Consider the following 25,911-nt stretch of genomic DNA (forward strand, 5'->3'; position numbering starts at 1 on the left):
TCACACGTAACGGGTATTTAATCATGACTATTTTCGGTACGCTTTTAAATGGTTGGTGGCGCGAAGATCCCTTTATCGGGCGACATCGTCGTGCACAACTCGCGTAACCGCAGTGCAGATTGATACCTAAGCCCGCCACCGAGCGGGCTTTTTTTTGAGCGAAATTCAGAGAATCCATTATGGCTATTGCGAAACCTACATTGAAGTTGATAACCGGTACCGCGCCCTACCGCGAAGATCCGGCCGCAGTGTTTCATCAATTATGCGGCGCACGTCCAGCAACTCTGCTGCTTGAATCCGCTGATATCGACAGCAAACAAAACCTGAAAAGCCTGTTAATCGTCGATAGCGCGCTGCGCGTCAGCGCGCTGGGCAACATCGTCACCATCAAAGCGCTGTCGGAAAATGGTCGCGCCATCTTGCCACTGCTGGACGAAGCGCTGCCACCTGAAGTGCGCATCGATGTGCGCCCCGATGGCCGCGAGCTGCATTTCACTCAGCCGCAAGGTATGCAGGACGAAGATTCCCGCCTGAAAGCCCTTTCGGTTTTTGATGCGCTGCGCCTGATTCCGCAATTGGTGAACAGCCCGGAAGAAGAGCGTGAAGCGATGTTGCTCGGTGGATTGTTCGCTTATGACTTAGTCGCGGGTTTCGAAGATCTGCCAGAGCTGCGCAACGAACAGCGTTGCCCGGATTACTGCTTCTACCTGGCCGAAACCTTACTGGTGATCGACCACCAGCAACGCACGGCGCGTCTGCAGGCCAGCTTGTTCAGCCCATCGACCAGCGAGTTCCAGCGCCTGCAAGGCCGCATAGAACAACTGCGCGGGCAAATGACGCAAGCTGCGCCCGCATTGCCGGTCCAGCGCGTCGAGCAAATGACGCTGAGCACCAGTCAAAGCGACGAAGAGTATTGCAACGTGGTGCGTGAGATGCAGGAAGCGATTCGCATCGGCGAAATCTTCCAGGTTGTCCCTTCACGTCGCTTCTCGCTGCCGTGCCCTTCTCCACTGGCCGCTTACGACACGCTGAAAAACAGCAACCCAAGTCCTTATATGTTCTTTATGCAGGACCAGGATTTCGCGCTGTTTGGCGCCTCGCCAGAAAGCTCACTGAAATATGACGCGACCTCGCGCCAGATTGAGATCTACCCGATTGCCGGAACCCGTCCTCGTGGCCGCCATGCTGATGGCTCGCTGGATCGCGATCTCGATAGCCGCATCGAACTGGAAATGCGCACCGACCATAAAGAGATGGCCGAACACCTGATGCTGGTGGATTTGGCGCGTAACGATTTGGCGCGCATCTGCGTGCCGGGCAGCCGCTACGTAGCTGACCTGACCAAAGTGGACCGTTACTCGTTCGTGATGCATCTGGTGTCACGCGTGGTCGGCACGCTGCGCGCAGACCTCGACGTCCTGCACGCATACCGCGCCTGCATGAACATGGGCACGCTGAGTGGCGCACCTAAAGTGCGTGCGATGCAGCTGATAGCCGGAAAAGAAGGCACACGTCGCGGCAGCTACGGCGGCGCAGTCGGCTATTTCACCGCTAACGGCGATCTGGATACCTGCATCGTTATCCGCTCTGCGTGGGTCGAAGACGGCGTCGCCACCGTGCAAGCCGGCGCTGGTGTGGTGCTGGATTCACAGCCACAGGCAGAAGCGGACGAGAGCCGCAACAAAGCGCGCGCGGTATTGCGTGCCATCGCAACAGCCCATCACTGCAAGGAGATTTTCTGATGGCCGATATCCTGCTGCTCGATAACATCGACTCCTTTACTTACAACCTCGTTGACCAGCTGCGTACCTTCGGCCACAACGTGATGATTTACCGCAACATCGTGCCCGCAGAAGTGCTGATTGAACGCCTGCAGCAGATGGAGAATCCGATTCTGATGCTGTCGCCGGGTCCGGGCGCGCCGAAAGATGCCGGTTGCATGCCAGATTTGCTGCAAGCGCTGCGCGGTCGTCTGCCGATTATCGGCATTTGCCTCGGTCATCAGGCGATTGTTGAAGCTTACGGCGGACATGTCGGCCAGGCCGGCGAGATCCTGCACGGCAAAGCCTCTTCTATTACCCACGATGGCGAAGGCATGTTCGCGGGCCTGAGCAATCCGCTGCCGGTGGCACGTTATCACTCGCTGGTCGGCAGCAATACGCCAGCCGAATTGACCGTTAACGCCAGCTACAACGGCATGGTGATGGCCGTGCGCCACGATGCCGACCGTGTGTGTGGCTTCCAGTTCCACCCCGAATCCATTCTCACCACTCAGGGCGCGCGCTTGTTAGAACAGACGTTGGCCTGGGCGCTGGCGAAGTAATAGGGAGATTATGATGCAAACTATTTTGGAAAAACTTTATCAGTCCGAGACGCTGAGCCAGGGTGAAAGCCACCAGCTATTTAGCGCGATTATCACCGGTCAGCTGGAGCCGACGCAGTTAGCCGCCGCGCTGATCGCCATGAAAGTCCGTGGCGAACGTCCGGAAGAGATCGCTGGTGCCGCTTCCGCGTTGCTGGCCGATGCGAAACCGTTCCCTCGTCCGGATTACACCTTTGCCGATATCGTGGGTACCGGCGGTGACGGCAGCAACAGCATCAATATTTCTACCGCCAGCGCCTTTGTCGCGGCAACTTGTGGCCTGAAAGTGGCGAAGCACGGCAATCGCAGCGTCTCAAGCAAATCTGGATCGTCCGATCTGCTGGCGGCTTTTGGCATCAATCTGGATATGCCTGCTGAGCAGGCACGCCAGGCGCTGGACGATCTCAACGTCTGCTTCCTGTTTGCCCCGCAGTATCACAGCGGTTTTCGTCACGCGATGCCGGTACGTCAGCAGTTAAAAACCCGTACGATCTTTAATGTGCTGGGGCCGCTGATCAATCCAGCGCGTCCACCGCTGGCGGTGATTGGCGTTTACAGCCCAGAGCTGGTGCTACCGATCGCTCAAACGCTGAAAGTGCTCGGCTATCAACGTGCCGCGGTGGTACATGGCGGTGGCATGGATGAAGTGGCGCTGCACAGCCCAACGCAGGTCGCTGAGCTGCGTGATGGCGAAATCACCGGCTATCAGCTGACGCCAGAAGACTTCGGTTTTGGCTTCCATGATAAAGACGCGTTGGCAGGCGGCACGCCGGAAGAAAACCGTGACATTCTGACCCGTTTACTCCAGGGTAAAGGCCAGCCCGCCCATGAGCAGGCGGTTGCGGTGAACGTCGCAATGTTACTGAAAGTGTTCGGAAATGAAGATTTGCGCGACAACGCACAACGCGCCATCGCTGCCATTCGCAGCGGACAGGCCTACGAGCGCGTTGTCGCTCTGGCAGCGAGAGGATGAGATGAGTATTAAGGGCACTGTTTTAGAGAAAATCGTACAAGATAAAGCCGTCTGGGTTGAAGCGCGCAAAGCACAGCAGCCGCTGGCCACCTTCCAGAACGATTTGCAGCCTGCGGAACGTCATTTTTACGATGCACTGCGTGGCTCACGCACCGTATTCATCCTGGAATGCAAAAAAGCCTCGCCTTCCAAAGGGCTGATTCGCGAGGATTTCGATCCCGCGACTATTGCTGGCGTTTACCGTCACCACGCTTCAGCGGTATCGGTGTTAACCGATGAAAAATACTTCCAGGGCGATTTTGCGTTCCTGCCGATTGTCAGCGCCGCCATCACGCAACCGGTGTTGTGCAAAGACTTCATCATCGATCCGTACCAGATCTATCTGGCGCGCCATTATCAAGCCGATGCCATCCTGCTGATGTTGTCGGTGCTGGATGATGAGCAATATCATCAGCTCGCCGCCGTGGCGCACAGCCTGAAAATGGGCGTGCTGACCGAAGTGAGTAATGAAGAAGAGATGGAACGTGCCATCGCGCTGGAAGCCAAAGTCGTCGGCATTAATAACCGCGACCTGCGCGACCTGTCGATCGACCTGAACCGCACACGTCAGTTAGCGCCGCGTCTCGGACATGGCGTCACCGTCATCAGCGAATCCGGCATCCACAATTACGCGCAGGTACGTGAATTAAGCCACTTCGCTAACGGCTTCCTGATTGGCTCCGCGCTGATGGAAGAAGCGGATCTCACCGCTGGCGTTCGTCGCGTGTTGCTTGGCGATAACAAAGTCTGTGGCCTGACCCGCGCTGAAGATGCGCGTGCAGCGCAGGAAGCTGGCGCCATTTACGGTGGCTTGATCTTCGCTGAAGGCTCGCCGCGTAAAATCAGCATTGAGCAGGCGCAGTTGGTTCAGGCTGCTGCCCCGCTAAAGTATGTTGGCGTGTTCCGCAACAACGCTTTAAGTGACATTGTCACGCTTGCGGAGACGTTAAAACTGGCCGCAGTACAATTGCACGGCGATGAAGATCAGGCGTTTGTCGCACAACTGCGTCAGGCGCTACCAGCAGACACTAAAATCTGGAAAGCGTTGAGCATCAAAGATCACTTACCTGCGCGCGACTGGCCGCATGTCGATCGCTACGTGTTCGATAACGGCCAGGGTGGCACCGGCCAGCGTTTCGATTGGTCACTGCTGCAAGGCCAGGATCTCAGCAACGTATTACTGGCCGGTGGCCTCAGCGCTGACAACTGCGTTGAAGCCGCACAGCTGGGCTGTGCCGGCCTCGATTTCAACTCCGGCGTAGAATCTGCGCCAGGCATTAAAGATGCCAGCAAAGTCGCGGCGGTATTCCGCACGCTGCGCGCCTATTAATTTCGCTTGCCCGCCATCGCGCGGGCCGAATAAGGAAGATGAAAAAATGACCACGTTATTGAATCCCTATTTTGGCGAGTTTGGCGGCCAATATGTGCCGCAAATCCTGATGCCAGCTTTGCGCCAGCTGGAAAATGCGTTTGTTGAAGCGCAGCGCGATCCCGAGTTTCAGGCCGAGTTTACTGACCTGCTGAAAAACTACGCTGGACGCCCAACGGCTTTGACGCTGTGTAGCAACCTGACCAAAGGCACCAAAACCCGCCTCTATCTGAAGCGTGAGGATTTGCTACACGGTGGCGCGCACAAAACCAATCAGGTGCTGGGTCAGGCGCTGTTGGCCAAGCGTATGGGCAAAAACGAGATTATCGCGGAAACTGGCGCCGGTCAGCATGGTGTCGCATCAGCGTTAGCCTGTGCCCTGCTGGGTATGAAGTGCCGCATCTATATGGGCGCGAAAGATGTTGAACGTCAGTCGCCAAACGTATTCCGTATGCGTTTGATGGGCGCGGAAGTGATTCCAGTGCATAGCGGTTCAGCTACGCTGAAAGATGCCTGTAACGAGGCGCTGCGCGACTGGTCTGGCAGCTATGAAACCGCTCACTACATGCTCGGCACCGCCGCAGGTCCGCACCCGTTCCCAACTATCGTACGTGAATTCCAGCGCATGATTGGTGAAGAGACCAAAGCTCAGATTCTGGAGCGCGAAGGTCGTCTGCCCGATGCGGTGTTAGCCTGCGTGGGCGGTGGTTCGAACGCTATCGGCATGTTCGCTGACTTCATCGAAGAAGAAAGCGTTGGCCTGATCGGCGTTGAACCTGCAGGACACGGTATCGAAACCGGTGAACACGGTGCGCCGCTTAAGCACGGTCGCGTCGGGATCTACTTCGGTATGAAAGCGCCGATGATGCAGACCGAAGAGGGTCAGATTGAAGAATCCTACTCCATCTCTGCGGGTCTGGACTTCCCATCGGTGGGACCTCAGCATGCGCATCTGAACAGTATCGGCCGCGCGGAATATGTTTCGATCACCGATGATGAAGCGCTCAGCGCCTTCAAAGAGCTGTGCCGTGCTGAAGGGATTATTCCTGCACTCGAATCCTCACACGCGCTGGCACATGCGCTGAAAATGATCCGCGAGAATCCGGAAAAAGAGCAGCTGCTGGTAGTTAACCTTTCCGGACGCGGCGATAAAGACATCTTCACCGTTCACGATATTTTGAAAGCCAAGGGAGAGATCTGATGGAACGTTATAATCAGCTGTTTCAACGTCTGTCGGCGCAGAAAGAAGGCGCGTTCGTCCCCTTCGTTACCCTCGGCGATCCTTCACCTGAACTGTCGCTGAAAATTATCGATACTTTGGTGGAAGGCGGTGCGGACGCGTTAGAGCTCGGTATTCCGTTCTCGGATCCGCTGGCTGATGGCCCAACTATTCAGGGCGCGACGCTGCGTGCCTTTGCTTCCGGCACCACCGTGGCGCAGTGTTTTGAAATTCTGGCGACCGTGCGTCAGAAATATCCCGACCTGCCGATTGGCTTGCTGATGTACGCTAATCTGGTGTTCAGCAAAGGTATCGATAACTTTTATGCGCAGTGTGAAGCGGTGGGCGTCGATTCCGTGCTGGTTGCTGATGTGCCGCTGGAAGAGTCTGCGCCGTTCCGTCAGGCTGCCATGCGCCACAATGTGGCACCGATCTTTATCTGTCCGCCAAATGCCGACGATGAACTGCTGCGCGAGATTGCTGCGCACGGTCGCGGATATACCTATCTGCTGTCACGCGCAGGCGTCACCGGTTCAGAAAATCGAGCCAGCCTGCCGCTGCATCACCTGATCGAAAAACTGCGAGAGTTTAACGCTGCGCCACCGCTGCAGGGCTTTGGTATCTCTGAGCCTGGCCAGGTGAAAGAAGCGATCGCTGCGGGTGCGGCGGGCGCCATTTCCGGTTCGGCGATTGTGAAAATCATTGAGCGTAACCAGAATGATCCGGCAACGCTGCTCAGCGAGCTGAAAGCTTTTGTGAGTAGCCTGAAAGCGGCCACTCGCTAAATCCTTCAGGGCCTTATTCCCGCGCGGATAAGGCCTTTTTACCGTCATAAACCAACCCCCCTGCTCATTTTCTCGGCCACTCTCAGCTTTTCATACCCGGCTAAAACTGGGATTGGATCAATAAGTGGCAAAAATTCCCTATTTCTCACTTTTTCGCACGTGCCGATTTGCCGATTTCGCATCGCCAGACCACAATTAACTGCGCCGCCCCATTGCGGCGAAACATCATCTAAGACAGGGAGATAACCAATGAATTTTTTTAAAGTCGTTGCAGGATTTATGATGGCTGCGGTAATGGCGCTGGCTCTTAGCGCGTGTGCCCCCACAGCAACCAAAGAAGGCACTGGCGGTTACATCGACGATACCGTGGTAACAACCAAAGTTAAGGCTCAGTTGTTGAATGACGAGTCGCTGAAATCGACCGAAATCAATGTTGAAACCTTTAAGGGTAAAGTTCAGCTGAGCGGTTTTGTCAGCTCACCGCAGATGGCTAATCGCGCTGTTGCCGTAACGCGTAGCGTGGCAGGCGTGAAGTCTGTGGTTAACAATATGCAGATCAAATAACACAACGGGCGACCTTCTGGTCGCCCGCTTCATTTCTGCTTGCCGATTAGAAACGATATCCCGCACCAAAGAAGAACACCCACGGATCGATACGCGTGTTGATGTTTTGCTGCTCACCACCGGCTTTGAATTTCACTTCGGTATCAATGTCCATGTACCACAACGATGCGTTCAGCATCCAGTCGCGGTTGATTTGATAATCCAGACCAACTTGTCCGGCCATGCCCCACGAGTCTTTCACGCTCAGGTCGCTTAAGCCGGCATCCTGTCCAGTCTGATTGAATTTGGCATCATAGAAGGTGGTGTAGTTAATACCGACGCCCACATACGGGCGGACTTTGCTTTTGCTATCAAAGAAATAGTACTGCGCCATTAAGGTTGGCGGCAGCTGGCGCACGGTGGCCAGATTTCCGGTGGCGCCCAGTCCAACCTTATGACGAAACGGTGTGGCGGCCAGTAGCTCAACGCCGATGTTATCCGTCGCCATATAGGTAAAAGTTAAACCCAGTTGCGTATCGTTGCTGACGTTAAAGCCGCCCATACCCAGCACATTGTCAGAGCCTTCGGTCGGACGGACGGTGGCGCTACCTGCGCGCATAAAGAAATCACCGGCTTCATGAGCCAGAGCCAGTTGCGGAATTGCCAGCGCCATCAGCAGTGCGCATTTTGCCAGTTTCATAATCACTCCTTTGCCAAAAAAGATGGGTCTCGATGTTGAATGCGGCACAACATTTACCCCTTTTTTGGTAAAAGATCATCTGCATCAATCTAAATTAATCACTTAAAAAACAATGGATTGATTCAGATCAATTTTGGCCTTACACCGCGTAATAAAAGTCCGCTTGCGAAAATTTTTCGCCGTGATTATTTTACCTTTCCCCTGTGTGATTTTGGTTCGATGCCTTAGAGGTGGCGGGCGATCAGATGAGCGATTTACTAAACCCTTGTGTAACCTGTGGCGCATGCTGCGCGCATTTCCGTGTTTCTTTTTACTGGGCCGAAGCCGATGATGGCGCCGGTGCCGTTCCCGTTGAATTAACCGAGCCGTTAGGCCTGTTTATGCGCAATATGCGCGGCACCAACCAACACCAACCGCGCTGTGTTGCGTTAGAGGGAGAGGTCGGCGGCTGCGTCTCCTGCGGCATTTATCAGCAGCGTCCGTCACCTTGTCGGGAGTTTTCGATGTCCGGCGAGAACGGTGAACTGAACGAAGCCTGCGATCGCGCCCGTGCTCGCTATGGTCTTCCTGCGCTTTTTCACCCTTCTTTACCTGTTATGACAGAAAGTTATCCCAATGCGGGTGCCAGCACGCCAGTAGAACATGTACAATCGCCGGGTTAATTAATCCGGTTCTTTCAAGGAGTTTACATGTCTATCACGGCAAGCTCGTTATACCGTGACACAGGAAATTTTTTGCGCCATCAGTTGGTTACTATTTTACTGCTGGCGCTGCTGACCTCGTTCATTACTGTGATCGTCGGCCACGCGTTAACACCAGGTGAAGACCAGCTCTCATTGTTGAGCCAGTCAGATGACAGCGCATCCTCGCTGTTTGAGCTGGTACAAAATATGTCTCCGGACCAGCAGCGTATTTTGCTGCGCGCTTCCGCTGCAGGCACGTTTGCTGCATTAATTGGTAATACGCTGCTGCTGGGTGGCATGCTATTCCTGATCCCAATGGTGTCGGGCGGACAACGCGTGAGCGCACTGCGTGCTATTGGTGCGTCTGCGCCGATCTTGCCAAAGCTGCTGCTGCAAACCTTCCTGATCACCTTGCTGGTACAGCTGGGCTTTATGGTGCTGATGGTGCCGGGCGTGATTCTGGCCATCCTGTTTTCACTGGCGCCAGTGATTCTCGCCAATGAGAAGCTCGGCGTGATCGGCGCGATGCGCGCCAGCATGCGTCTCGCATGGAAGAATATTAAGGTTATCGCACCGGCCATTGTGCTGTGGCTGCTGGCCAAAATTGTGCTGATGTTCTTCTTTTCATCGCTGACCGTGCTGCCCGCCAACATCGCCTCCGTGGTGTTGAACGCGCTGGGTAATCTGGTCTCCGCTGTACTGATCATCTATCTGTACCGGCTGTATATGCTGTTACGTTAATCGTTATGGCGCTCACCCGGGCGCCATAATTGAACGCTCCTGCCCTAATTGGAAACGCTATGAAGCAGTTACTCGATTTTCTTCCCCTGGTGGTTTTCTTCATCTTCTACAAGCTGTACGACATCTTTGTCGCCTCCGGCGCACTGATTGTTGCCACCGGTCTGGCGCTGGTCGTCAGTTGGGTGCTTTACCGCAAGCTGGAAAAGATGACCATTTTTACTTTTGTGCTGGTTGCGGTATTCGGCACGCTGACGCTGGTGTTCCATAACGATGAATTTATCAAATGGAAAGTCACGGTGATCTATTCGCTGTTTGCCGTCGCGCTGCTCTACAGCCAGTGGTTTATGAAGCAACCGCTGATCCAAACCATGCTGGGTAAAGAGTTGCAATTGCCGTCAGGCGTGTGGCGAAATCTCAACATTGCCTGGGCAATCTTCTTCCTTGCCTGCGGCTTAGCGAATATTTATGTTGCGTTTTGGTTATCGCAGGAATTTTGGGTTAACTTTAAAGTGTTCGGTCTGACCGGCCTGACCCTACTCTTTACCCTGTTAAGCGGCGTGTATATCTGGCGACAGATGCCGCAACAAGAACAAAAATAATGCCACTCCGCCCGACAACGTCGGGCTTCTCTTCACCTGCAGAAGAACTGAGCAATGGACGAAAAACATAAGTCGCCGCAAGGCGAGATGGTGTTGCGTACCCTGGCAATGCCAGCCGATACCAATGCCAACGGTGATATCTTTGGTGGTTGGTTGATGTCGCAGATGGATATGGGCGGCGCAATCAAGGCAAAAGAGATTGCTGAAGGACGTGTTGTTACCGTGCGCGTGGATGGAATGACGTTCCTTAAACCCGTAGCGGTTGGCGATGTGGTGAGCTGCTACGCACGCTGCATCCGCACCGGCAACAGTTCCATGACCATTAACGTCGAAGTGTGGATCAAGAAAGTGTCGTCCGAACCCATTGGCCAGACTTACTGCGCAACTGAAGCGGTGTTTGTCTACGTCGCCGTCGACAATACCGGGCAATCTCGCCCACTGCCGCCCGGCAGAAGCAATTTAAGCGATCTATAACACTAAAAAAGCGGTCATCTGACCGCTTTCTTTTTGCCTATCAAACAGCAGTACTTATTCGATATTGGCGCCGCCGTTGATGCGGAACACGATATTCATGGTCAGATTCTTGCCAGGACGACCCGGCTGATAACGCCATTTCTTCATCGCCTGCTTCACTTCGCGCTCAAACATGTTGCGCGGTTCAGCCGATAAAATCTGAACGTTATCGACACGACCGTCACTATCAACATCAAACTGCACGCGTACACGTCCCTCAACGCGCAGCGCGAACGCACGCGCCGGATAGGCTGGTTTGCTGACGTTCATCGCTTTCGGGCCATCAGAGATGCTTGGCGTTGCGGTTGGATTGGCTTTCGGCGCAGTGGTTGGACGCGTCTGCGTGGTTGGCGCGTCCTGCTTCACCGGATTTTCCTGCGGCTTCACTTCCTGACGCGGTTTCGGCTCAACCTTTTTTTCCACCTTTGGCTTCGGTTTAGGTTTTGGCTTCGGCTTAGGTTCCGGTTTAGGAATCGGCACCGGCTCAACCTTCGGCGGCTCTGGTGCTACTTCAGGTTCCGGCTCAGGCTCGGGAGGTGGTGGCGTAACCTGGGCAGGTGCAGGTTCGGGTTGCACTTCAGGCGCCACCAGCGAAACGCTGATAGGCTGCGACGCTTTTGGAACTTCAATGACCTGATGAAACGATGCATAGAGAATGCCAGCGATCAACGAACCGTGAAGTACCACGGATAAAATTACAGCAATGGGGGTACGTGTAGGTAAAGGCGTAGTCAACGTGGTCATATCATTCATGTTCATTGAGTGAAGCGCAGATTTTAAATGCAAATAGCAATCAGTTTCAATAAGCGATGTAAATGTGGCTGCAGAAAGGCCTTTTTTAACCCTGATTGCGCTGAATGACAGCGTATTTATCTTTCGTTTGCACTCTGATTAACGATCACTTAACGTGTCACGCAATTTCGGCAAGTCTAACGGGAGTATCCCATCGTGCTTTACGTCATTTATGCGGAAGATACCGCTGATTCACTGGAAAAACGCAACTCGGTACGTCCCGCGCATCTTGCTCGTTTACAGCTGTTGCAAGATGAAGGTCGTCTGATTGCTGCGGGTCCGCTGCCAGCGGTTGACAGCAACGATCCAGGCCCGGCCGGTTTCAGCGGTTCCGTGATCATCGCCGAATTCTCTTCACTTGAAGTCGCGGAATCATGGGCCAAGGACGATCCCTACATTGCCGCAGGCGTGTATGAGAAAGTCGCGGTCAAACCGTTCAAACGCGTTTTCTAATCTATGTGGCAGTCAGTTTTACTGCTGGTGATAGCTTTCGCTCTCATCGGCAGGGCACTTTGGCTATGGCGTCAGCAAGGCTGGCGCAACGCTCGGCAGCACATTGTGATGTTAATTGTGCTGGCAGCGGCAGTAGAGATGGTCAATGTCATTCGGGTGCTACGCGGCGCATAGTGGCCGCGTAAGCCCATCAGACCATTTGCGAGATAAACAGGATGGAGCGGCGATGCTGCTGCGCCACCTGATGACGAATGGTGTGGATGCGTTTATAACGACGCGACTGCCCTTCCAGCCAGCGAGAACGACGACGGTGTACCTGACGTAACATTCTCCAGCGCGCCACTTCATTTTTGCTGCGTCTCATCACATCCTCTCAGACAGGCTAAACTCGGCAGGCATTATAAAGATCTGTTGGGAAATGCCAAATCGAAAGCTTCATCGAAACGTCATTCACGATTAAAGGTTTCACTACCTGTGATCAGCACGTAAACTTTGCACAACAAAGCGCGAACAGGATGTCCACTTAATGACCACATTTTATACCCTCATCAGTTGGTTGCTGCTGTTTGGTTACTGGCTGCTGATTGCGGGTGTCACGCTACGTATTCTGATGAAACGCCGCGCAGTCACCTCTGCAATGGCCTGGCTGCTGATCATCTACATTCTGCCGCTGGTGGGTATAATCGCCTATCTCTCCTTTGGTGAGTTGCATTTAGGTAAACGGCGTGCCGAACGCGCACGCACCATGTGGCCCTCTACCGCCAAATGGCTCAACGACCTCAAACAGTGTCGGCATATCTTTGCCACCGAACACAGCGACGTGGCGCGTTCCCTGTTTGATTTGTGCCGCCATCGTCAGGGCATTGCGGGCGTGAAAGGCAACCAGTTGCAGCTGCTGACCAGCTCCGACGACGTGATGCACGCGCTGATTCGCGATATCCAGCTGGCGCGTCACAACATCGAGATGGTGTTCTATATCTGGCATCCCGGCGGGCTGGCTGATGAAGTGGCGGAATCGTTGATGGCCGCGTCGCGTCGCGGTGTGCATTGCCGCTTGATGCTGGATTCAGCGGGCAGCGTCACCTTCTTCCGCAGTCCGTGGGTCAATATGATGCGCAACGCTGGCATCGACGTGGTTGAAGCGTTGCAGGTAAGCTTGCTGCGTGTGTTCCTGCGCCGCATGGACTTACGTCAGCATCGCAAAGTGGTGCTGATCGATAACTACATCGCGTATACCGGCAGCATGAACCTGGTCGATCCACGCTTCTTTAAGCAGGAAGCGGGCGTGGGCCAGTGGATTGATCTGATGGCGCGCATGGAAGGTCCAGTGGCAACCACCATGGGCATTGTGTATGCCTGCGACTGGGAGATTGAAACCGGTAAACGCATTCTGCCGCCCGCGCCAGATGCCAACGTAATGCCCTTCGAACAGGAGAGCGGTCATACCATTCAGGTAATCGCTTCTGGCCCTGGTTTCCCGGAAGATATGATCCATCAGGCATTGCTCACGGCGGTTTACTCCGCGCGCGAGCAGCTGATCATGACCACGCCCTACTTTGTGCCAAGCGATGACCTGCTGCACGCCATCTGTACTGCGGCGTTACGCGGGGTGGAAGTGAGCATCATTGTGCCGCGCCACAATGATTCGTTGCTGGTAGGCTGGGCAAGCCGCGCCTTCTTTACCGAGTTGCTGGAAGCGGGCGTAAAAATTTACCAGTTTGAAGATGGCCTGTTGCATACCAAAAGTGTGCTGGTGGATGGGCAGCTGAGTTTGGTCGGCACTGTTAATCTGGATATGCGCAGCCTGTGGCTTAATTTTGAGATCACATTGGTGGTTGATGATGATGGTTTTGGCAGCGATCTCGCTACCGTGCAGGACGATTACATCGCCCGCTCACGCTTACTGGATGGCGCTCGCTGGGCTAAACGTGCCTGGTGGCAACGCATCGTTGAACGACTGTTTTACTTCTTTAGTCCTTTACTGTAAAACGAGCGAAAATATTACCGCCTCAGGGCAAGCAGGAATGACCATGGATTTAAATAATCGCCTTACTGAAGATGAAACGCTGGAACAGGCTTACGATATTTTTCTTGAGCTGGCTGGCGACAATCTCGATCCCGCTGACATTATTCTGTTCAATCTGCAGTTTGAAGAGCGCGGTGGCGCGGAACTGTTCGATCCTGCGGAAGACTGGCAGGAACATGTTGATTTCGATCTCAACCCAGACTTCTTCGCAGAAGTGGTGATTGGCCTGGGTGAAGCTGATGGCGAGCCGATCACTGATGTGTTCGCACGCGTCCTGCTGTGCCGCGAGAAAGATCACAAACTCTGCCACATTCTTTGGCGCGAGTAAGCGACAGATAAAAAAACGCCGGGCAATCGCCCGGCGTTTTCATTTACAGCGGATCGACTTTTAGACAAGACACCGCATGACGGAAACTGCCTTCCAGCAGCGGTCGGGTTTTCGCGCATTCTGGTCCGGCAATCGGGCAACGCGTGCGGAATACGCAACCGGATGGCGGATTGATCGGTGATGGCAGCTCCCCTTCCAGCAGCTGGATTTCCTTGTTCTTCTCCAGATCCGGATCGGGAATCGGCACTGCTGACATCAGCGCGCGGGTGTACGGATGCTGCGGATTGTTGTACACCGCATCGTAAGTACCCAGCTCGACCGCATGACCGAGATACATCACCAGCACGCGATCGGAGATGTGTTTTACCACCGCCAAATCGTGCGCGATGAAGATCAGTGACAACCCCATTTCTCGCTGCAACTTCTGCAACAGATTGACGACCTGCGCCTGAATCGACACGTCGAGCGCCGATACCGGTTCATCACAGATAATCAGTTTAGGTTCAAGGATTAGCGCACGCGCAATACCAATACGCTGACACTGACCGCCCGAAAACTCATGCGGATAGCGGTTGATGAGGTTAGGTAGCAACCCAACCTTCATCATCATGCTTTTGACCTTATCCTTCACTTCCTGACGCGGCATCTTCGGATAATAGGTGCGCAGTGGTTCGGCAATGATATCGCCAATGGTCATGCGCGGATTAAGCGATGCCAACGGATCCTGGAAGATCATCTGGATATCGCTGCGCGCCTGACGCCACTGCTCCTGGCTTTGCCCCAGCAAATCGCGTCCTAACCAGGCGACGCGCCCTTCCGTAGCTTTCACCAGGCCGATGATGGCGCGGGCCAGCGTCGATTTACCGCAACCCGACTCACCAACGACACCCAACGTTTCACCTTCGTAGAGTCGCAGGCTGACGCCGTCGACCGCTTTCAGCGTGTGCGGTGCCTGCCAGAACCACTGTTTGCCATCCTTAATCTCGAAATGCACCTTAAGGTCGGCGATCTCCAGCAGGACTTTTTTCTCTTCGACTAAGGTGCTCATACTAATTCCTCCACCGGCTTGAAGCAGGCACGCAAGCGCCCTTCAGCAAAAGGCTCCAGCGGCGGTGCCTTGGAGCAAATGTCCATGGCGTAAGCGCAGCGAGGCTGGAACGGACAGCCTTGCGGCAGGCGCAGCAAGTTTGGCGGGTTGCCTGGAATGGTGGTCAGCGACTCGCCCTCTTCAGCGTCCAGACGTGGCACCGCACTCAGCAAGCCAATCGAGTACGGATGTGCTGGATGATAAAACACATCGCGGGCACGTCCATACTCCATGGTACGACCGGCGTACATCACCAGCACTTTGTCACAGATACCCGCTACCACGCCGAGATCGTGGGTAATCATCACAATCGCGGTATTAAACTCGCGCTTCAGCTCATTCAGCAGTGTCATGATCTGCGCCTGCACGGTGACGTCGAGTGCTGTGGTCGGCTCATCGGCAATCAGCAGCTTAGGTCGACACAGCAGCGCCATCGCAATCATCACACGCTGGCGCATACCGCCAGAGAATTCATGTGGGAACATCTTCATGCGCTTACGCGCTTCCGGCATTTTCACGGCGTCCAGCATGCGTACCGACTCTTCAAACGCCTGGGCGCTGTTCATGCCTTTATGCAGCTTCAGCACTTCCATTAACTGCTCGCCAACGCGCATATACGGATTCAGCGACGTCATCGGGTCCTGGAAGATCATCGCGATCTGCTCAGCACGCAGTTTGTTCAGTTTGTTTTCTGGCAGATTGAGAATCTCTGCGCCGTTGAATTTTGCTGATCCGCCAATGCGCCCATTTTTCGCCAGCAACCCCATCAAGGCAAACGCGGTTTGCGATTTCCCGGAGCCGGATTCGCCAACAATGCCCAGCGTTTCACCCGCATGCAGTGAAAAGTTGAGGTCGTTCACAGCGGTGACATCGCCATCGTGGGTGCTGAAGGTGACGCGCAGATCTTTTACATCCAGCAGCAGGTTATTGTTTCCCGCACGTGCAGCCATGGCTGGCTGAAATTCATGAATGGTCATCGGGAAACTCCTTAACGATCTTTCGGGTCGAGGGCATCACGCAAGCCATCGCCGATAAAGTTAAAACAGAACAGCGTGACCACGAGGAAACCTGCCGGGAACATCAGCAACCACGGCGAGACTTCCATCGAATTGGCGCCATCACTCAGCAACGCGCCCCAACTACTCAGCGGTTCCTGCGTGCCGAGGCCAAGGAAGCTGAGGAAGGATTCGAACAGGATCATGCTCGGCACCAGCAGCGAGGCATACACCACCACCACGCCCAACACGTTCGGCACAATGTGGCGCAATACGATTTTGAAGGTGCTGACACCGCCGACCTGAGCCGCTTCGATGAACTCTTTGCGCTTCAAGCCCAGGGTCTGCCCGCGCACGATACGCGCCATGTCCAGCCACGACACCATGCCGATCGCCACAAAGATCAGCAGGATATTGCGACCAAAGAAGGTGACTAGCAGGATGACGAAGAACATGAATGGGAAGGAGTTGAGGATCTCCAGAATACGCATCATCACCGAGTCGATTTTACCGCCCAGATAACCCGCCAGTGAGCCATACAGCGTGCCCACCAGCACCGCGATCAGCGCGGAAGCGATGCCAACCATCAGCGAGATACGGCCACCAATCGCAACGCGCACCAGCAGATCACGGCCAGAGGAATCAGTGCCAAACCAGTGACCGGAAACGGTATCCGGCGCGGCAGACATCATCGCCCAGTCGGTATCGTCATATTTAAATTGCGACAACATCGGGGCGAACACCACGAACAGCGTGATCACCAGCAGCACCAGCAGGCTTATAAAGGCCGCGCGGTTGTGAATAAAGCGGCGACGCGCATCCTGCCAGAGGCTGCGCCCTTCGACTTCCAGTTTTTCACTGAAGGCATCCAGAGCTTCGCTGTTTTTCTTACTTAACATCATGGGCGAGCTCCACAATCAGTAACGGATTTTCGGATCGATCACGGCGTACAGCACATCAACGATCGCGTTAAACAGGATGGTCAGCACGCCAACCAGAATGGTCAGGCTCATCACCAGCGAGTAGTCACGGTTCAATGCCCCGTTGACGAACAACTGGCCGATGCCCGGCAAACCATAGATGGATTCAATCACCATGGAACCGGTGATGATGCCGACAAACGCCGGTCCCATATAGGAAAGCACCGGTAACATAGCGGGCTTCAGCGCGTGACGCAGCACGATACGGCGCAACGGCAGGCCTTTGGCGCGCGCGGTGCGGATGAAGTTTGAGTGCATCACTTCAATCATCGAACCACGGGTAATACGCGCGATGCTGGCGATATAGGCCAGCGACAGCGCCACCATCGGCAGCAACATGTAATTCCATTGGCCGCCGTTCCAGCCGCCGCCTGGCAGCCAGCGTAAGGTAATCGCAAATACCAGCACCAGTAACGGTGCTACGACAAAGCTGGGGATCACCACGCCGGTCATCGCGACCCCCATCACGGCATAATCCCACAAGCTGTTCTGCTTCAGGGCGGCGATCACGCCAGCCGTTACGCCCAGCACCACGGCGAGGAAGAATGCCGCCAGACCGAGTTTGGCTGATACCGGGAAGGCGTGGCCGACCAGATAATTGACCGAGTAATCTTTGTATTTAAACGAGGGACCAAAGTCGCCATGTGCCAACTGCACCAGATAGCTCAGGTACTGTTTACCAATCGGATCGTTGAGATGGTACTTCGCTTCAATATTCGCCATCACTTCTGGCGACAGAACACGTTCGCCGGTAAATGGACTGCCGGGTGCCAGTCGCATCATAAAGAATGAGATGGTGATGAGGATAAACAGCGTCGGGATGGCTTCAAGAAGCCGACGCAGGATGAATTTTAACATTGCCGTACCTACCAGGCTGTTGCTTCACAAAGTAAAAAGGCGGTGCCGCAGCACCGCCACTGTCGATAGCCTGAGTGCTATTAATGTTTAATGATATACAGGTTTTTATCGACGGTTTTATCCAGCGGATCGTTGCCGGTGTAACCGCCCACGTAAGGTTTCACCAAACGCGCATTGACGTAGTAGTAAACCGGCACGATGGTGCTGTCTTTATCCAGAATCTGCTCAGCTTTCTGATAATCCGCTACGCGCGCTTTATCGTCTGTGGCTTTAACCGCATCGTGGATAACTTTATCGAAGTCAGCGCTCTTATAGTGCGAGGTGTTACTGCTGCTGTCAGACAGCATGATGTTCAGGAATGAAGTCGGTTCGTTGTAATCTGCGCACCATGCCGCGCGAGAGACATCAAAGTTGCCCTGATGACGCGTATCCAGGAAGGTTTTCCACTCCTGGTTCTCCAGCTTGATGTTAACGCCGATGTTTTTCTTCCAGATAGAAGAGGCAGCGATCGCCAGTTTCTTGTGCAGATCGGAGGTGTTGTACAGCAGATTGAAGGTCAGCGGTTTATCCGCAGTGTAACCCGCTTCAGCCAGCAGCTTTTTCGCTTCTTCGTTACGCTTGTTCTGATCCCACTTGAACCAATCCGGCGGCAGCAGTTCCATGCCATCGGTGGCTGGCGGGGTGAAGCTGTAAGCCGGTTGCTGACCTTGTGCCAGAACCTTGTTTACCATGATGTCGCGATCCAGACCGAGTTTCAGCGCGGTACGGACGCGTGGATCGGTGAATGGTGCTTTCTGGTTATTGATTTCGTAGTAATAGGTGCACAGATATGGCTTCACCATCAACTCTTTGCCGTTATCACGCTGCAGTTTTTTGAACAGCTCGATTGGCATGTTGTTGTAAGTGATATCACTGCCGTTCTCAGAGAAGTAACGGTTAACGTCGCTGACTTCGGAGTTAATTGGCAGGAAGGTGACTTTGTTCAGAACGGTATGCTCGTTATCCCAATACTGCGTATTACGCACGAGAGTTACGCGTTCGTTGATCACGTGTGATTCAAGTTTGAATGCGCCGTTGCCGACCCAGTTCTGCGGTTGGGTCCACTGATCGCCAAATTTGTCGATAGCAGGCTTATACACCGGAGACATCACTGAGTTGATCAGCAGCTTATAAAAGTACGGTACTGGCTCGCTCAGCGTCACTTCCAGCGTGTGATCGTCGATGGCTTTTACACCCAGTTCGGAAGTTGGCTTTTTACCGGCAATGATGTCGTCAACATTGACGATGTGGCCGTATTGCGGATAGCTGGCGTATGGCGATGCCGTTTTCGGATCGACCAGACGCTGCCAGCTATAAACGAAATCTTGTGCGGTGACTGGTTCACCGTTGGACCATTTGGCGTTCTTGCGCAGGTGGAAAGTCCAGACTTTGAAATCTTTGTTTTCCCAGCTTTCCGCCACGCCCGGTACCGGTTTGCCATCGCTGTCGCTGGTAATCAAACCTTCATACAGGTCACGCGCGATGTTGTCTTCCGGAACACCTTCAATCTTGTGTGGATCCAGCGACTGTACTTCATCGCCGTTACCGCGAACCAGTTCCTGTTTTGCTGCCAATTCAACGCCTGCTGGCACTGTTGCTGCCAGCGCGGCATTCCCTGCCAGCGCGCCGATTGCTGCTAATACGCCCGCTGCAATCAGGCTTTTTTTTGTGATGTTGTTCATTATTACGCTCCAGTTTTATTATCTTTACCGGGTCGATTTAACGCCCGGCGTACCCCGTTTCCAGGTGATCTTCGCGTGTCTGAACGAAGACCCTAATCACCCTTCAGGGTTTACCACGGTAAAGTGCCGCCCGACTGTAGCGCCGGATCGGCCCATTACTCAATGTTTCTTTATGTAATAGTATTTCAACGCCAGCATGTCCTGCGGATCCTTACCGGTAAAACCGCCCACCCACGGTTTGACCAACCGCACGCTAACGCGGTAGTAGACAGGTACGATTGGCGAATCTTTATCGAGTTGCGCTTCAGCCTGCTGATAAAGAGCGGCGCGCTTTGCTTCATCTGAGGTGGTTAATGTTTGCTTCATTAACTGGTCAAACGCCGGACTTTGGTAAAACGCGGTGTTGATTGATGAACCGCTCAACAGCATATTCAGGAAGGTCGAGGGCTCGTTGTAATCTGCGCACCATGTCGCGCGTACTACGTCATACTGCGCCTGATGACGTGCCTCCAGCAGCGTTTTCCACTCCTGATTCTGTAATGTCACCACCGCACCCAAATTTTTCTGCCACATCGAGGCCGCAGCAATCGCCTGTCGCTTGTTTTGTTCCGAGGTGTTGTACAGCAGCGTAAAACGCAGCGGGTTTTGCTGATTAAAGCCGGCCTCGGCTAATAACTGTTTGGCGCTGGCATTACGCTCGGACTGCGTTTGTTGCGCCCAGGTCGGTGGGGAAAGCGTGATACCGTGGGTAAACGGCGGCGTCAAACCGTAGGCAGGAATCTGCCCCTGTCCCATGATCTTCTGCGCAATGATGTCGCGATCAAGGGTTAACTTCAGCGCTGCACGTACTCGTGCGTCATCGAATGGCGCTTTTTTGTTGTTGATTTCGTAGTAGAAGGTGCACAGCAGCGGACTGATTTTGACCTCATTGCCGAGATCCTGCTGTAACTTTTTAAACAGTTCCGGCGGCACCGCACTGTTGGTCATATCGGTGCCACCGCTGCGATAGCGGTTGATATCACTGTTCTCTGAAGAGAGAGGCAAGAACAAGCCCTCTTCAATCACCGTGTGTGCATTATCCCAATACTGCGGGTTGCGTTTCACCACGATTTTTTCATTCACCACCCAGTCCGACAGCGTAAAAGCGCCATTGCCAACATAGTGTTGCGGCTGCGTCCACTGCTCGCCCCACTGCTCTATCGCCGGACGATAGACGGGTTTCATCGCACTGTGAGCCAGCATGGCAACAAAATAGGGAACGGGTTCAGAAAGGGTAACTTGTAGATGACGATCGTCGAGGGCTTTAACGCCGAGTTCAGCTGGCGCGGCTTTGCCAGACAAGATGGCATCAACGTTGGCGACATGGGCCGCCTGTAAATAGCTGGCGTAAGGCGAGGCCGTTTTGGGATCGGCCAGGCGCTGCCAACTGTAGACGAAATCCTGGGCGGTAACGGGCTGGCCGTTACTCCAGCGCGCATCGTCACGCAGCGTGAAAGTCCAGATGCGCCCCTCTTCGCTTTTCCATTGCTTAGCGACACCGGGGACGAGTTGACCGTTATTATCGGTTTCAACCAGACCTTCCAGCAAATTACGCATGACATTGGATTCCGGCACGCCTTCCGCTTTCTGCGGATCGAGCGTTGCCACTTCGCTGCCATTATTAATCACGATCCGCTGTAATTCGGATAATTGAGTGCCTGCGGGAATTTGTGCTGCCTGGCTTAAGGCCATTGCGCCTGTGAGACATAAGGCAAGCACTGAACGTACGGCCGTTTTCGCTACCATGCATTTCATCAACAAATATCAACCTTAATCATAAGCCTGATAGCCTGTAAGCAAGAAGCGTACACATTTGTCGCTATCAGATAAAAAATTTGTGATGTGCCGAAAATTATCAGAACCGATGCCCGCACGCCAAAGCTAAACTGCAAAAATGTTAGCAGATTCTCTTTTATCACGTTCAGCCAGGTAGGAAAAGTGTTAATTATTGGGATGAAAAATCATTTAACGCACTGATTTACACCAACATAATATCGTTATTGCATAAAGTTTATTCATTATTGTTATTAAGTTATAGCTTTTACGAATACAACTGAAAAATCATCATTTCACAACATAATGATTTCATCACTCAGCCAATGACTTTCCCGTAATGCTAACAAGAAAGAATTATACAGAGTATTTATCTGTGATAATTATCACAATTTAATGTGAACTGCTGGATACTTTTATCAGGATTAGTAGTAAAAGTGATGCGGAGGTTAATGCGTTAAGAAGGATGAATGAAATTACCAAAATGGTGCAATTACGTTTAACGTTGCACCATTGTGGATCGCGTTGCTGGTTAAGATTAAAAATTAAGTGCTTTTAATTGAGTAATCCGGGGAAGATTGATTTCATGCCGGTGACAATAAATTCTATGCCCAATGCCATTAACAACAATCCCATGATACGAGTGATAACGTTGATCCCGGTTTGGCCAAGTACTCGCACCATTAATGGTGCTGCGCGAAACAGTAGCCAACAGCAAAACGCGAAAATTGCAATCGCGATACTAAAGCCAATTAGGTTCTGCCAGCTGTGATAACGCGTACTCCAGACGATGGTTGAACTGATTGCGCCGGGACCGGCCATCAACGGTAAAGCCAGCGGTACCACGCCAATACTTTCACGAATGGCGCTCTCTGACTTCTCCTGCTTGTTCTGCTTATCCTCACCCAGTTTTCCGCTGATCATCGACATCGCGATGGTGACGACCAGAATCCCGCCGGCAATACGGAACGAATCTATCGAAATACCAAACAGATGCAGGATGCCATCACCAAGGAAAAGTGACGTCCACAGGATAATGGCGACGGCCAGGTTCGCGGTGAGGTTGGTTTTGTTGCGCTCAACCACAGCCTGATAGCTGGTCATGCTGATAAAGACCGGGATGATACCTACCGGATTTACCAGGGCAAACAAACCGACAAAAAACTTAATGTAGCCGGATAGATCAAGTAGCACGGGGTTCAAAGTGGGCTCCGGTAAAGTCTGAGTAGAAAAACGCGCTTAATGTAGTGCATAAGCCGGGCTGAAAACCAGAGGTGCCAACAGAAATTTATGCTACCGGCAAAGCTTTAAGTCAGTTCTTTCAACTACTGTTAACGTTGGGTTATCGCAATGAAGCCAGCAGGTACCGCAGATGTGGCACATCACGCTAACTTTACTTGCAAAAGTTAGTGCTGAAAGGTGTCAGCTTGGAACAGGATTGATCTGCATCAAAATTTACCTACCCCATCAGGGGTAATCTTACCCCGTCGAAACAACTTCCTGACGTTTAGTATCTTGACCAGGAAACCCTTTTAGTAAGCAAAGGCAAAACAGTTGCCAACCTGACCGAAATATAAGCATAGCGTGACTATACTTCTGGATTCAGGCTTGTTTACTAAAAGAGTTTAACTTCCTTCAGGAGAGCACTATGGCCGTTACTAATGTTGCCGAACTTAATGCACTGGTTGAACGTGTAAAAAAGGCACAGCGTGAGTACGCTAATTTCAGTCAGGAACAAGTTGATGCCATCTTCCGCGCTGCCGCACTTGCTGCTGCAGACGCACGAATTCCTCTCGCCAAGCTGGCCGTTGCCGAATCAGGCATGGGTATTGTTGAAGACAAAGTGATCAAGAACCACTTTGCTTCTGAATACATCTACAACGCTTACAAAGATGAAAAGACCTGCGGTATCCTCGCCACTGATGACACCTTCGGCACCATTACCATTGCTGAACCGATTGGCCTGATCTGCGGTATCGTTCCAACCACAAACCCAACTTCTACGGCTATTTTCAAAGCGCTGATTAGCCTGAAAACCCGTAACGGCATTATCTTCTCGCCACATCCACGTGCGAAAGATGCAACCAATAAAGCCGCAGACATTGTGCTGCAGGCAGCGATTGCGGCAGGTGCGCCTAAAGATATTATCGGCTGGATCGATACCCCTTCTGTCGAGCTTTCTAATCAGTTAATGCATCACCCTGATATCAACCTGATCCTTGCAACCGGCGGTCCGGGCATGGTGAAAGCCGCCTACAGTTCCGGTAAACCGGCAATTGGTGTGGGTGCGGGTAACACGCCAGTCGTGATTGATGAAACAGCGGATATCAAACGCGCTGTGGCTTCTATCCTGATGTCGAAAACCTTCGATAACGGTGTGATTTGTGCTTCTGAACAATCCGTGATTGTGGTTGATTCGGCTTATGACGCGGTTCGTGAGCGTTTTGCCAGCCACGGCGGCTATCTGCTGCAAGGTAAAGAGCTGAAAGCCATTCAGGACATCATTCTGAAGAATGGCGCGTTGAATGCGGCGATTGTAGGCCAGCCAGCGACAAAGATTGCTGAATTGGCGGGAATTAGCGTGCCTGCAACTACCAAGATTCTGATCGGCGAAGTGAAGCTGGTTGATGAGTCTGAGCCATTCGCACATGAAAAACTCTCTCCAACTTTAGCAATGTACCGCGCGAAGGATTACCATGACGCGGTCGATAAAGCCGAGAAACTGGTAACGATGGGCGGTATCGGCCACACCTCATGCCTGTATACCGACCAGGATAACCAAATCGAACGCGTGCACTACTTCGGCGACAAAATGAAGACCGCGCGTATTCTGATTAATACGCCGGCGTCACAAGGCGGTATCGGTGACCTGTACAACTTCAAGCTGGCTCCGTCACTGACGCTGGGCTGTGGTTCATGGGGCGGTAACTCCATTTCTGAAAACGTGGGACCAAAACATCTCATCAACAAGAAAACCGTGGCCAAGCGAGCTGAGAATATGTTGTGGCATAAACTTCCGAAGTCTATTTACTTCCGTCGTGGCTCACTGCCGATTGCTCTGGAAGAAGTGGCAACTGACGGTGCCAAACGCGCCTTTATCGTTACCGACCGCTTCCTGTTCAATAACGGCTATGCCGACCAGGTGACTCGCGTACTGAAATCACACGGTATCGAAACCGAAGTCTTCTTCGAAGTTGAAGCTGACCCAACGCTGAGCATCGTTCGTAAAGGTGCAGAGCAGATGAACAGCTTTAAACCTGATGTGATTATTGCACTCGGCGGTGGTTCACCGATGGATGCAGCAAAAATCATGTGGGTGATGTACGAGCATCCTGAAACGCATTTCGAAGAGCTGGCCCTGCGCTTTATGGACATCCGTAAACGCATCTATAAGTTCCCGAAAATGGGCGTCAAAGCGCGCATGGTTGCCATCACGACCACTTCCGGTACTGGTTCTGAAGTCACACCATTTGCCGTGGTGACGGACGATGCAACCGGCCAGAAATACCCATTAGCGGATTATGCTCTGACACCAGACATGGCGATTGTTGACGCCAACCTGGTGATGGATATGCCGCGTTCACTCTGCGCCTTCGGTGGTCTGGATGCGGTAACGCACTCACTTGAAGCCTACGTTTCCGTATTAGCGAACGAGTATTCTGACGGCCAGGCTTTGCAAGCACTGAAACTGCTGAAGGAAAACTTGCCTGCCAGCTATCGCGATGGTGCGAAAAATCCAGTGGCTCGCGAACGTGTTCACAATGCGGCGACTATCGCGGGGATTGCGTTTGCTAACGCCTTCCTGGGTGTATGTCACTCAATGGCGCATAAACTGGGTTCTGAGTTCCACATTCCTCACGGTCTGGCAAACGCCCTGCTGATTTCAAACGTCATTCGCTACAACGCCAATGACAACCCGACCAAGCAGACGGCTTTCAGCCAGTACGATCGTCCACAAGCACGTCGTCGTTATGCTGAGATCGCCGACCATCTGGGACTTTCCGCTGCTGGCGACCGTACCGCGCAGAAAATTGAAAAACTGCTCGCCTGGCTTGAAGAGATGAAAACGCAGTTGGGCATCCCAACCTCTATCCGCGAAGCGGGTGTGCAAGAGGCGGACTTCCTTGCGAAAGTGGATAAACTGGCTGAGGATGCATTCGATGACCAATGTACCGGTGCGAACCCACGCTATCCGCTGATTGCTGAGTTAAAACAAATCATGCTGGATACCTTCTACGGCCGTGAATTCTCTGAGTCACTGAATGAGAAAGCTGAAGAAGTTAAAGCTGAAGTAAAAGTTGATAAGAAAACGAAGAAAGCGTAAAGCGCTTTA

23 protein-coding genes, 1 pseudogene and 1 other annotated feature are annotated in these 25,911 nt (G+C 53.1%); of the genes and pseudogenes, 14 read left to right on the plus strand and 10 right to left on the minus strand.

All coding sequences use genetic code 11. The annotated features are described in order from the left end of the window. The first annotated feature begins 47 nt into the window (after nucleotides 1–47). Nucleotides 48–156, plus strand: a sequence feature (Trp leader region). Between the two features lie 23 nt (nucleotides 157–179). The 6 genes and pseudogenes from BM323_RS04370 (at nucleotide 180) to BM323_RS04400 (ending at nucleotide 7,311) form a co-directional block, all read left to right on the plus strand. Then, on the plus strand, nucleotides 180–1,742 hold the full coding sequence (locus BM323_RS04370; RefSeq protein ID WP_008106546.1) for an anthranilate synthase component 1: 1,563 nt from the start codon (nucleotides 180–182) through the stop codon (nucleotides 1,740–1,742). Next, nucleotides 1,742–3,335: pseudogene (gene trpD / locus BM323_RS24600) on the plus strand (bifunctional anthranilate synthase glutamate amidotransferase component TrpG/anthranilate phosphoribosyltransferase TrpD). The gene BM323_RS04370 and the pseudogene trpD overlap by 1 nt, the downstream one beginning before the upstream one ends. A gap of 1 nt (nucleotide 3,336) precedes the next feature. Continuing rightward, on the plus strand, nucleotides 3,337–4,704 hold the full coding sequence (gene trpCF, locus BM323_RS04385; protein WP_008106551.1) for a bifunctional indole-3-glycerol-phosphate synthase TrpC/phosphoribosylanthranilate isomerase TrpF: 1,368 nt from the start codon (nucleotides 3,337–3,339) through the stop codon (nucleotides 4,702–4,704). 46 nt (nucleotides 4,705–4,750) lie between these two features. Continuing rightward, entirely contained in the window at nucleotides 4,751–5,944 is a 1,194-nt protein-coding gene (gene trpB / locus BM323_RS04390) for a tryptophan synthase subunit beta (protein WP_007892408.1), read from the plus strand. Then, nucleotides 5,944–6,747, plus strand: coding sequence for a tryptophan synthase subunit alpha (trpA, locus tag BM323_RS04395; RefSeq protein ID WP_008106554.1), 804 nt, complete (start codon nucleotides 5,944–5,946; stop codon nucleotides 6,745–6,747). The genes trpB and trpA overlap by 1 nt, the downstream gene beginning before the upstream one ends. A 249-nt stretch (nucleotides 6,748–6,996) precedes the next feature. Next, the gene (locus tag BM323_RS04400; RefSeq protein ID WP_008106555.1) at nucleotides 6,997–7,311 is read left to right on the plus strand and encodes a BON domain-containing protein; all 315 of its coding nucleotides are present in this window, start codon (nucleotides 6,997–6,999) and stop codon (nucleotides 7,309–7,311) included. Between the two features lie 46 nt (nucleotides 7,312–7,357). On the opposite strand, the gene ompW is transcribed toward BM323_RS04400, so the two are convergent. Further along, nucleotides 7,358–7,990: an outer membrane protein OmpW gene (gene ompW, locus BM323_RS04405; RefSeq protein ID WP_008106557.1), complete on the minus strand. Its 633-nt coding sequence runs from the start codon at nucleotides 7,988–7,990 to the stop codon at nucleotides 7,358–7,360. Nucleotides 7,991–8,235: 245 nt separating this feature from the next. Between ompW and BM323_RS04410 the strand changes: the two genes are divergently transcribed. Genes BM323_RS04410 through yciA form a run of 4 tightly spaced genes read left to right on the plus strand, consistent with a single transcriptional unit; the run spans nucleotide 8,236 to nucleotide 10,487 of the window. Beyond that, nucleotides 8,236–8,652 (plus strand): YkgJ family cysteine cluster protein, encoded by a 417-nt coding sequence (locus tag BM323_RS04410; RefSeq protein ID WP_008106559.1) that lies wholly within the window; start codon nucleotides 8,236–8,238, stop codon nucleotides 8,650–8,652. A 27-nt stretch (nucleotides 8,653–8,679) separates the two neighbouring features. Next, nucleotides 8,680–9,414 carry a YciC family protein gene (locus BM323_RS04415; RefSeq protein WP_008106561.1) on the plus strand — a complete coding sequence of 245 codons (735 nt, stop codon included), beginning with the start codon at nucleotides 8,680–8,682 and terminating at the stop codon, nucleotides 9,412–9,414. A gap of 59 nt (nucleotides 9,415–9,473) precedes the next feature. Continuing rightward, complete coding sequence (locus BM323_RS04420; RefSeq protein ID WP_008106564.1) at nucleotides 9,474–10,013, plus strand: septation protein A; 540 nt, start codon at nucleotides 9,474–9,476, stop codon at nucleotides 10,011–10,013. 54 nt (nucleotides 10,014–10,067) lie between these two features. After that, nucleotides 10,068–10,487 (plus strand): acyl-CoA thioester hydrolase YciA, encoded by a 420-nt coding sequence (gene yciA, locus BM323_RS04425; protein ID WP_007892397.1) that lies wholly within the window; start codon nucleotides 10,068–10,070, stop codon nucleotides 10,485–10,487. A 54-nt stretch (nucleotides 10,488–10,541) separates the two neighbouring features. On the opposite strand, the gene tonB is transcribed toward yciA, so the two are convergent. Then, on the minus strand, nucleotides 10,542–11,270 hold the full coding sequence (gene tonB, locus BM323_RS04430; protein WP_175501683.1) for a TonB system transport protein TonB: 729 nt from the start codon (nucleotides 11,268–11,270) through the stop codon (nucleotides 10,542–10,544). A 204-nt stretch (nucleotides 11,271–11,474) separates the two neighbouring features. On the opposite strand from tonB, the gene BM323_RS04435 reads away from it, so the two are divergent. Then, nucleotides 11,475–11,771, plus strand: coding sequence for a YciI family protein (locus tag BM323_RS04435; protein ID WP_008106569.1), 297 nt, complete (start codon nucleotides 11,475–11,477; stop codon nucleotides 11,769–11,771). A 190-nt stretch (nucleotides 11,772–11,961) separates the two neighbouring features. Here the strand turns inward: BM323_RS04435 and BM323_RS04440 are convergent, their stop codons facing one another. Continuing rightward, a complete protein-coding gene (locus BM323_RS04440; RefSeq protein WP_007892390.1) occupies nucleotides 11,962–12,135 on the minus strand; it encodes a YciY family protein in 174 nt (57 codons plus the stop codon). Nucleotides 12,136–12,297: 162 nt separating this feature from the next. On the opposite strand from BM323_RS04440, the gene cls reads away from it, so the two are divergent. After that, complete coding sequence (cls, locus tag BM323_RS04445; protein ID WP_008106571.1) at nucleotides 12,298–13,758, plus strand: cardiolipin synthase; 1,461 nt, start codon at nucleotides 12,298–12,300, stop codon at nucleotides 13,756–13,758. A gap of 37 nt (nucleotides 13,759–13,795) precedes the next feature. Beyond that, nucleotides 13,796–14,125 carry an HI1450 family dsDNA-mimic protein gene (locus BM323_RS04450; RefSeq protein WP_196761379.1) on the plus strand — a complete coding sequence of 110 codons (330 nt, stop codon included), beginning with the start codon at nucleotides 13,796–13,798 and terminating at the stop codon, nucleotides 14,123–14,125. A 43-nt stretch (nucleotides 14,126–14,168) separates the two neighbouring features. Here BM323_RS04450 and oppF read toward each other — a convergent pair whose 3' ends face one another. The 7 genes from oppF to BM323_RS04485 form a co-directional block, all read right to left on the minus strand. Then, on the minus strand, nucleotides 14,169–15,173 hold the full coding sequence (oppF, locus tag BM323_RS04455; protein WP_008106573.1) for a murein tripeptide/oligopeptide ABC transporter ATP binding protein OppF: 1,005 nt from the start codon (nucleotides 15,171–15,173) through the stop codon (nucleotides 14,169–14,171). Continuing rightward, nucleotides 15,170–16,189, minus strand: a complete 1,020-nt coding sequence (locus tag BM323_RS04460; protein ID WP_008106576.1) for an ABC transporter ATP-binding protein — start codon at nucleotides 16,187–16,189, stop codon at nucleotides 15,170–15,172. Before BM323_RS04460 ends, oppF begins: the two co-directional genes overlap by 4 nt. An 11-nt stretch (nucleotides 16,190–16,200) precedes the next feature. Next, nucleotides 16,201–17,109 carry an oligopeptide ABC transporter permease OppC gene (gene oppC, locus BM323_RS04465; RefSeq protein ID WP_008106577.1) on the minus strand — a complete coding sequence of 303 codons (909 nt, stop codon included), beginning with the start codon at nucleotides 17,107–17,109 and terminating at the stop codon, nucleotides 16,201–16,203. A 15-nt stretch (nucleotides 17,110–17,124) separates the two neighbouring features. Then, a complete protein-coding gene (gene oppB, locus BM323_RS04470) occupies nucleotides 17,125–18,045 on the minus strand; it encodes an oligopeptide ABC transporter permease OppB (RefSeq protein WP_007892378.1) in 921 nt (306 codons plus the stop codon). An 80-nt stretch (nucleotides 18,046–18,125) separates the two neighbouring features. Continuing rightward, nucleotides 18,126–19,766, minus strand: coding sequence for an oligopeptide ABC transporter substrate-binding protein OppA (oppA, locus tag BM323_RS04475; protein WP_008106580.1), 1,641 nt, complete (start codon nucleotides 19,764–19,766; stop codon nucleotides 18,126–18,128). A gap of 159 nt (nucleotides 19,767–19,925) precedes the next feature. Beyond that, on the minus strand, nucleotides 19,926–21,560 hold the full coding sequence (locus BM323_RS04480) for an ABC transporter substrate-binding protein (RefSeq protein ID WP_036648926.1): 1,635 nt from the start codon (nucleotides 21,558–21,560) through the stop codon (nucleotides 19,926–19,928). Between the two features lie 573 nt (nucleotides 21,561–22,133). Continuing rightward, entirely contained in the window at nucleotides 22,134–22,781 is a 648-nt protein-coding gene (locus tag BM323_RS04485) for a YchE family NAAT transporter (protein ID WP_008106584.1), read from the minus strand. A gap of 445 nt (nucleotides 22,782–23,226) precedes the next feature. Between BM323_RS04485 and adhE the strand changes: the two genes are divergently transcribed. Further along, nucleotides 23,227–25,902, plus strand: a complete 2,676-nt coding sequence (adhE, locus tag BM323_RS04490) for a bifunctional acetaldehyde-CoA/alcohol dehydrogenase (protein WP_008106586.1) — start codon at nucleotides 23,227–23,229, stop codon at nucleotides 25,900–25,902. Nucleotides 25,903–25,911 lie beyond the last annotated feature (9 nt).

The organism is Pantoea sp. YR525, from assembly GCF_900116775.1.
GTDB classification, from domain to species: Bacteria; Pseudomonadota; Gammaproteobacteria; order Enterobacterales; family Enterobacteriaceae; genus Pantoea; species Pantoea symbiotica.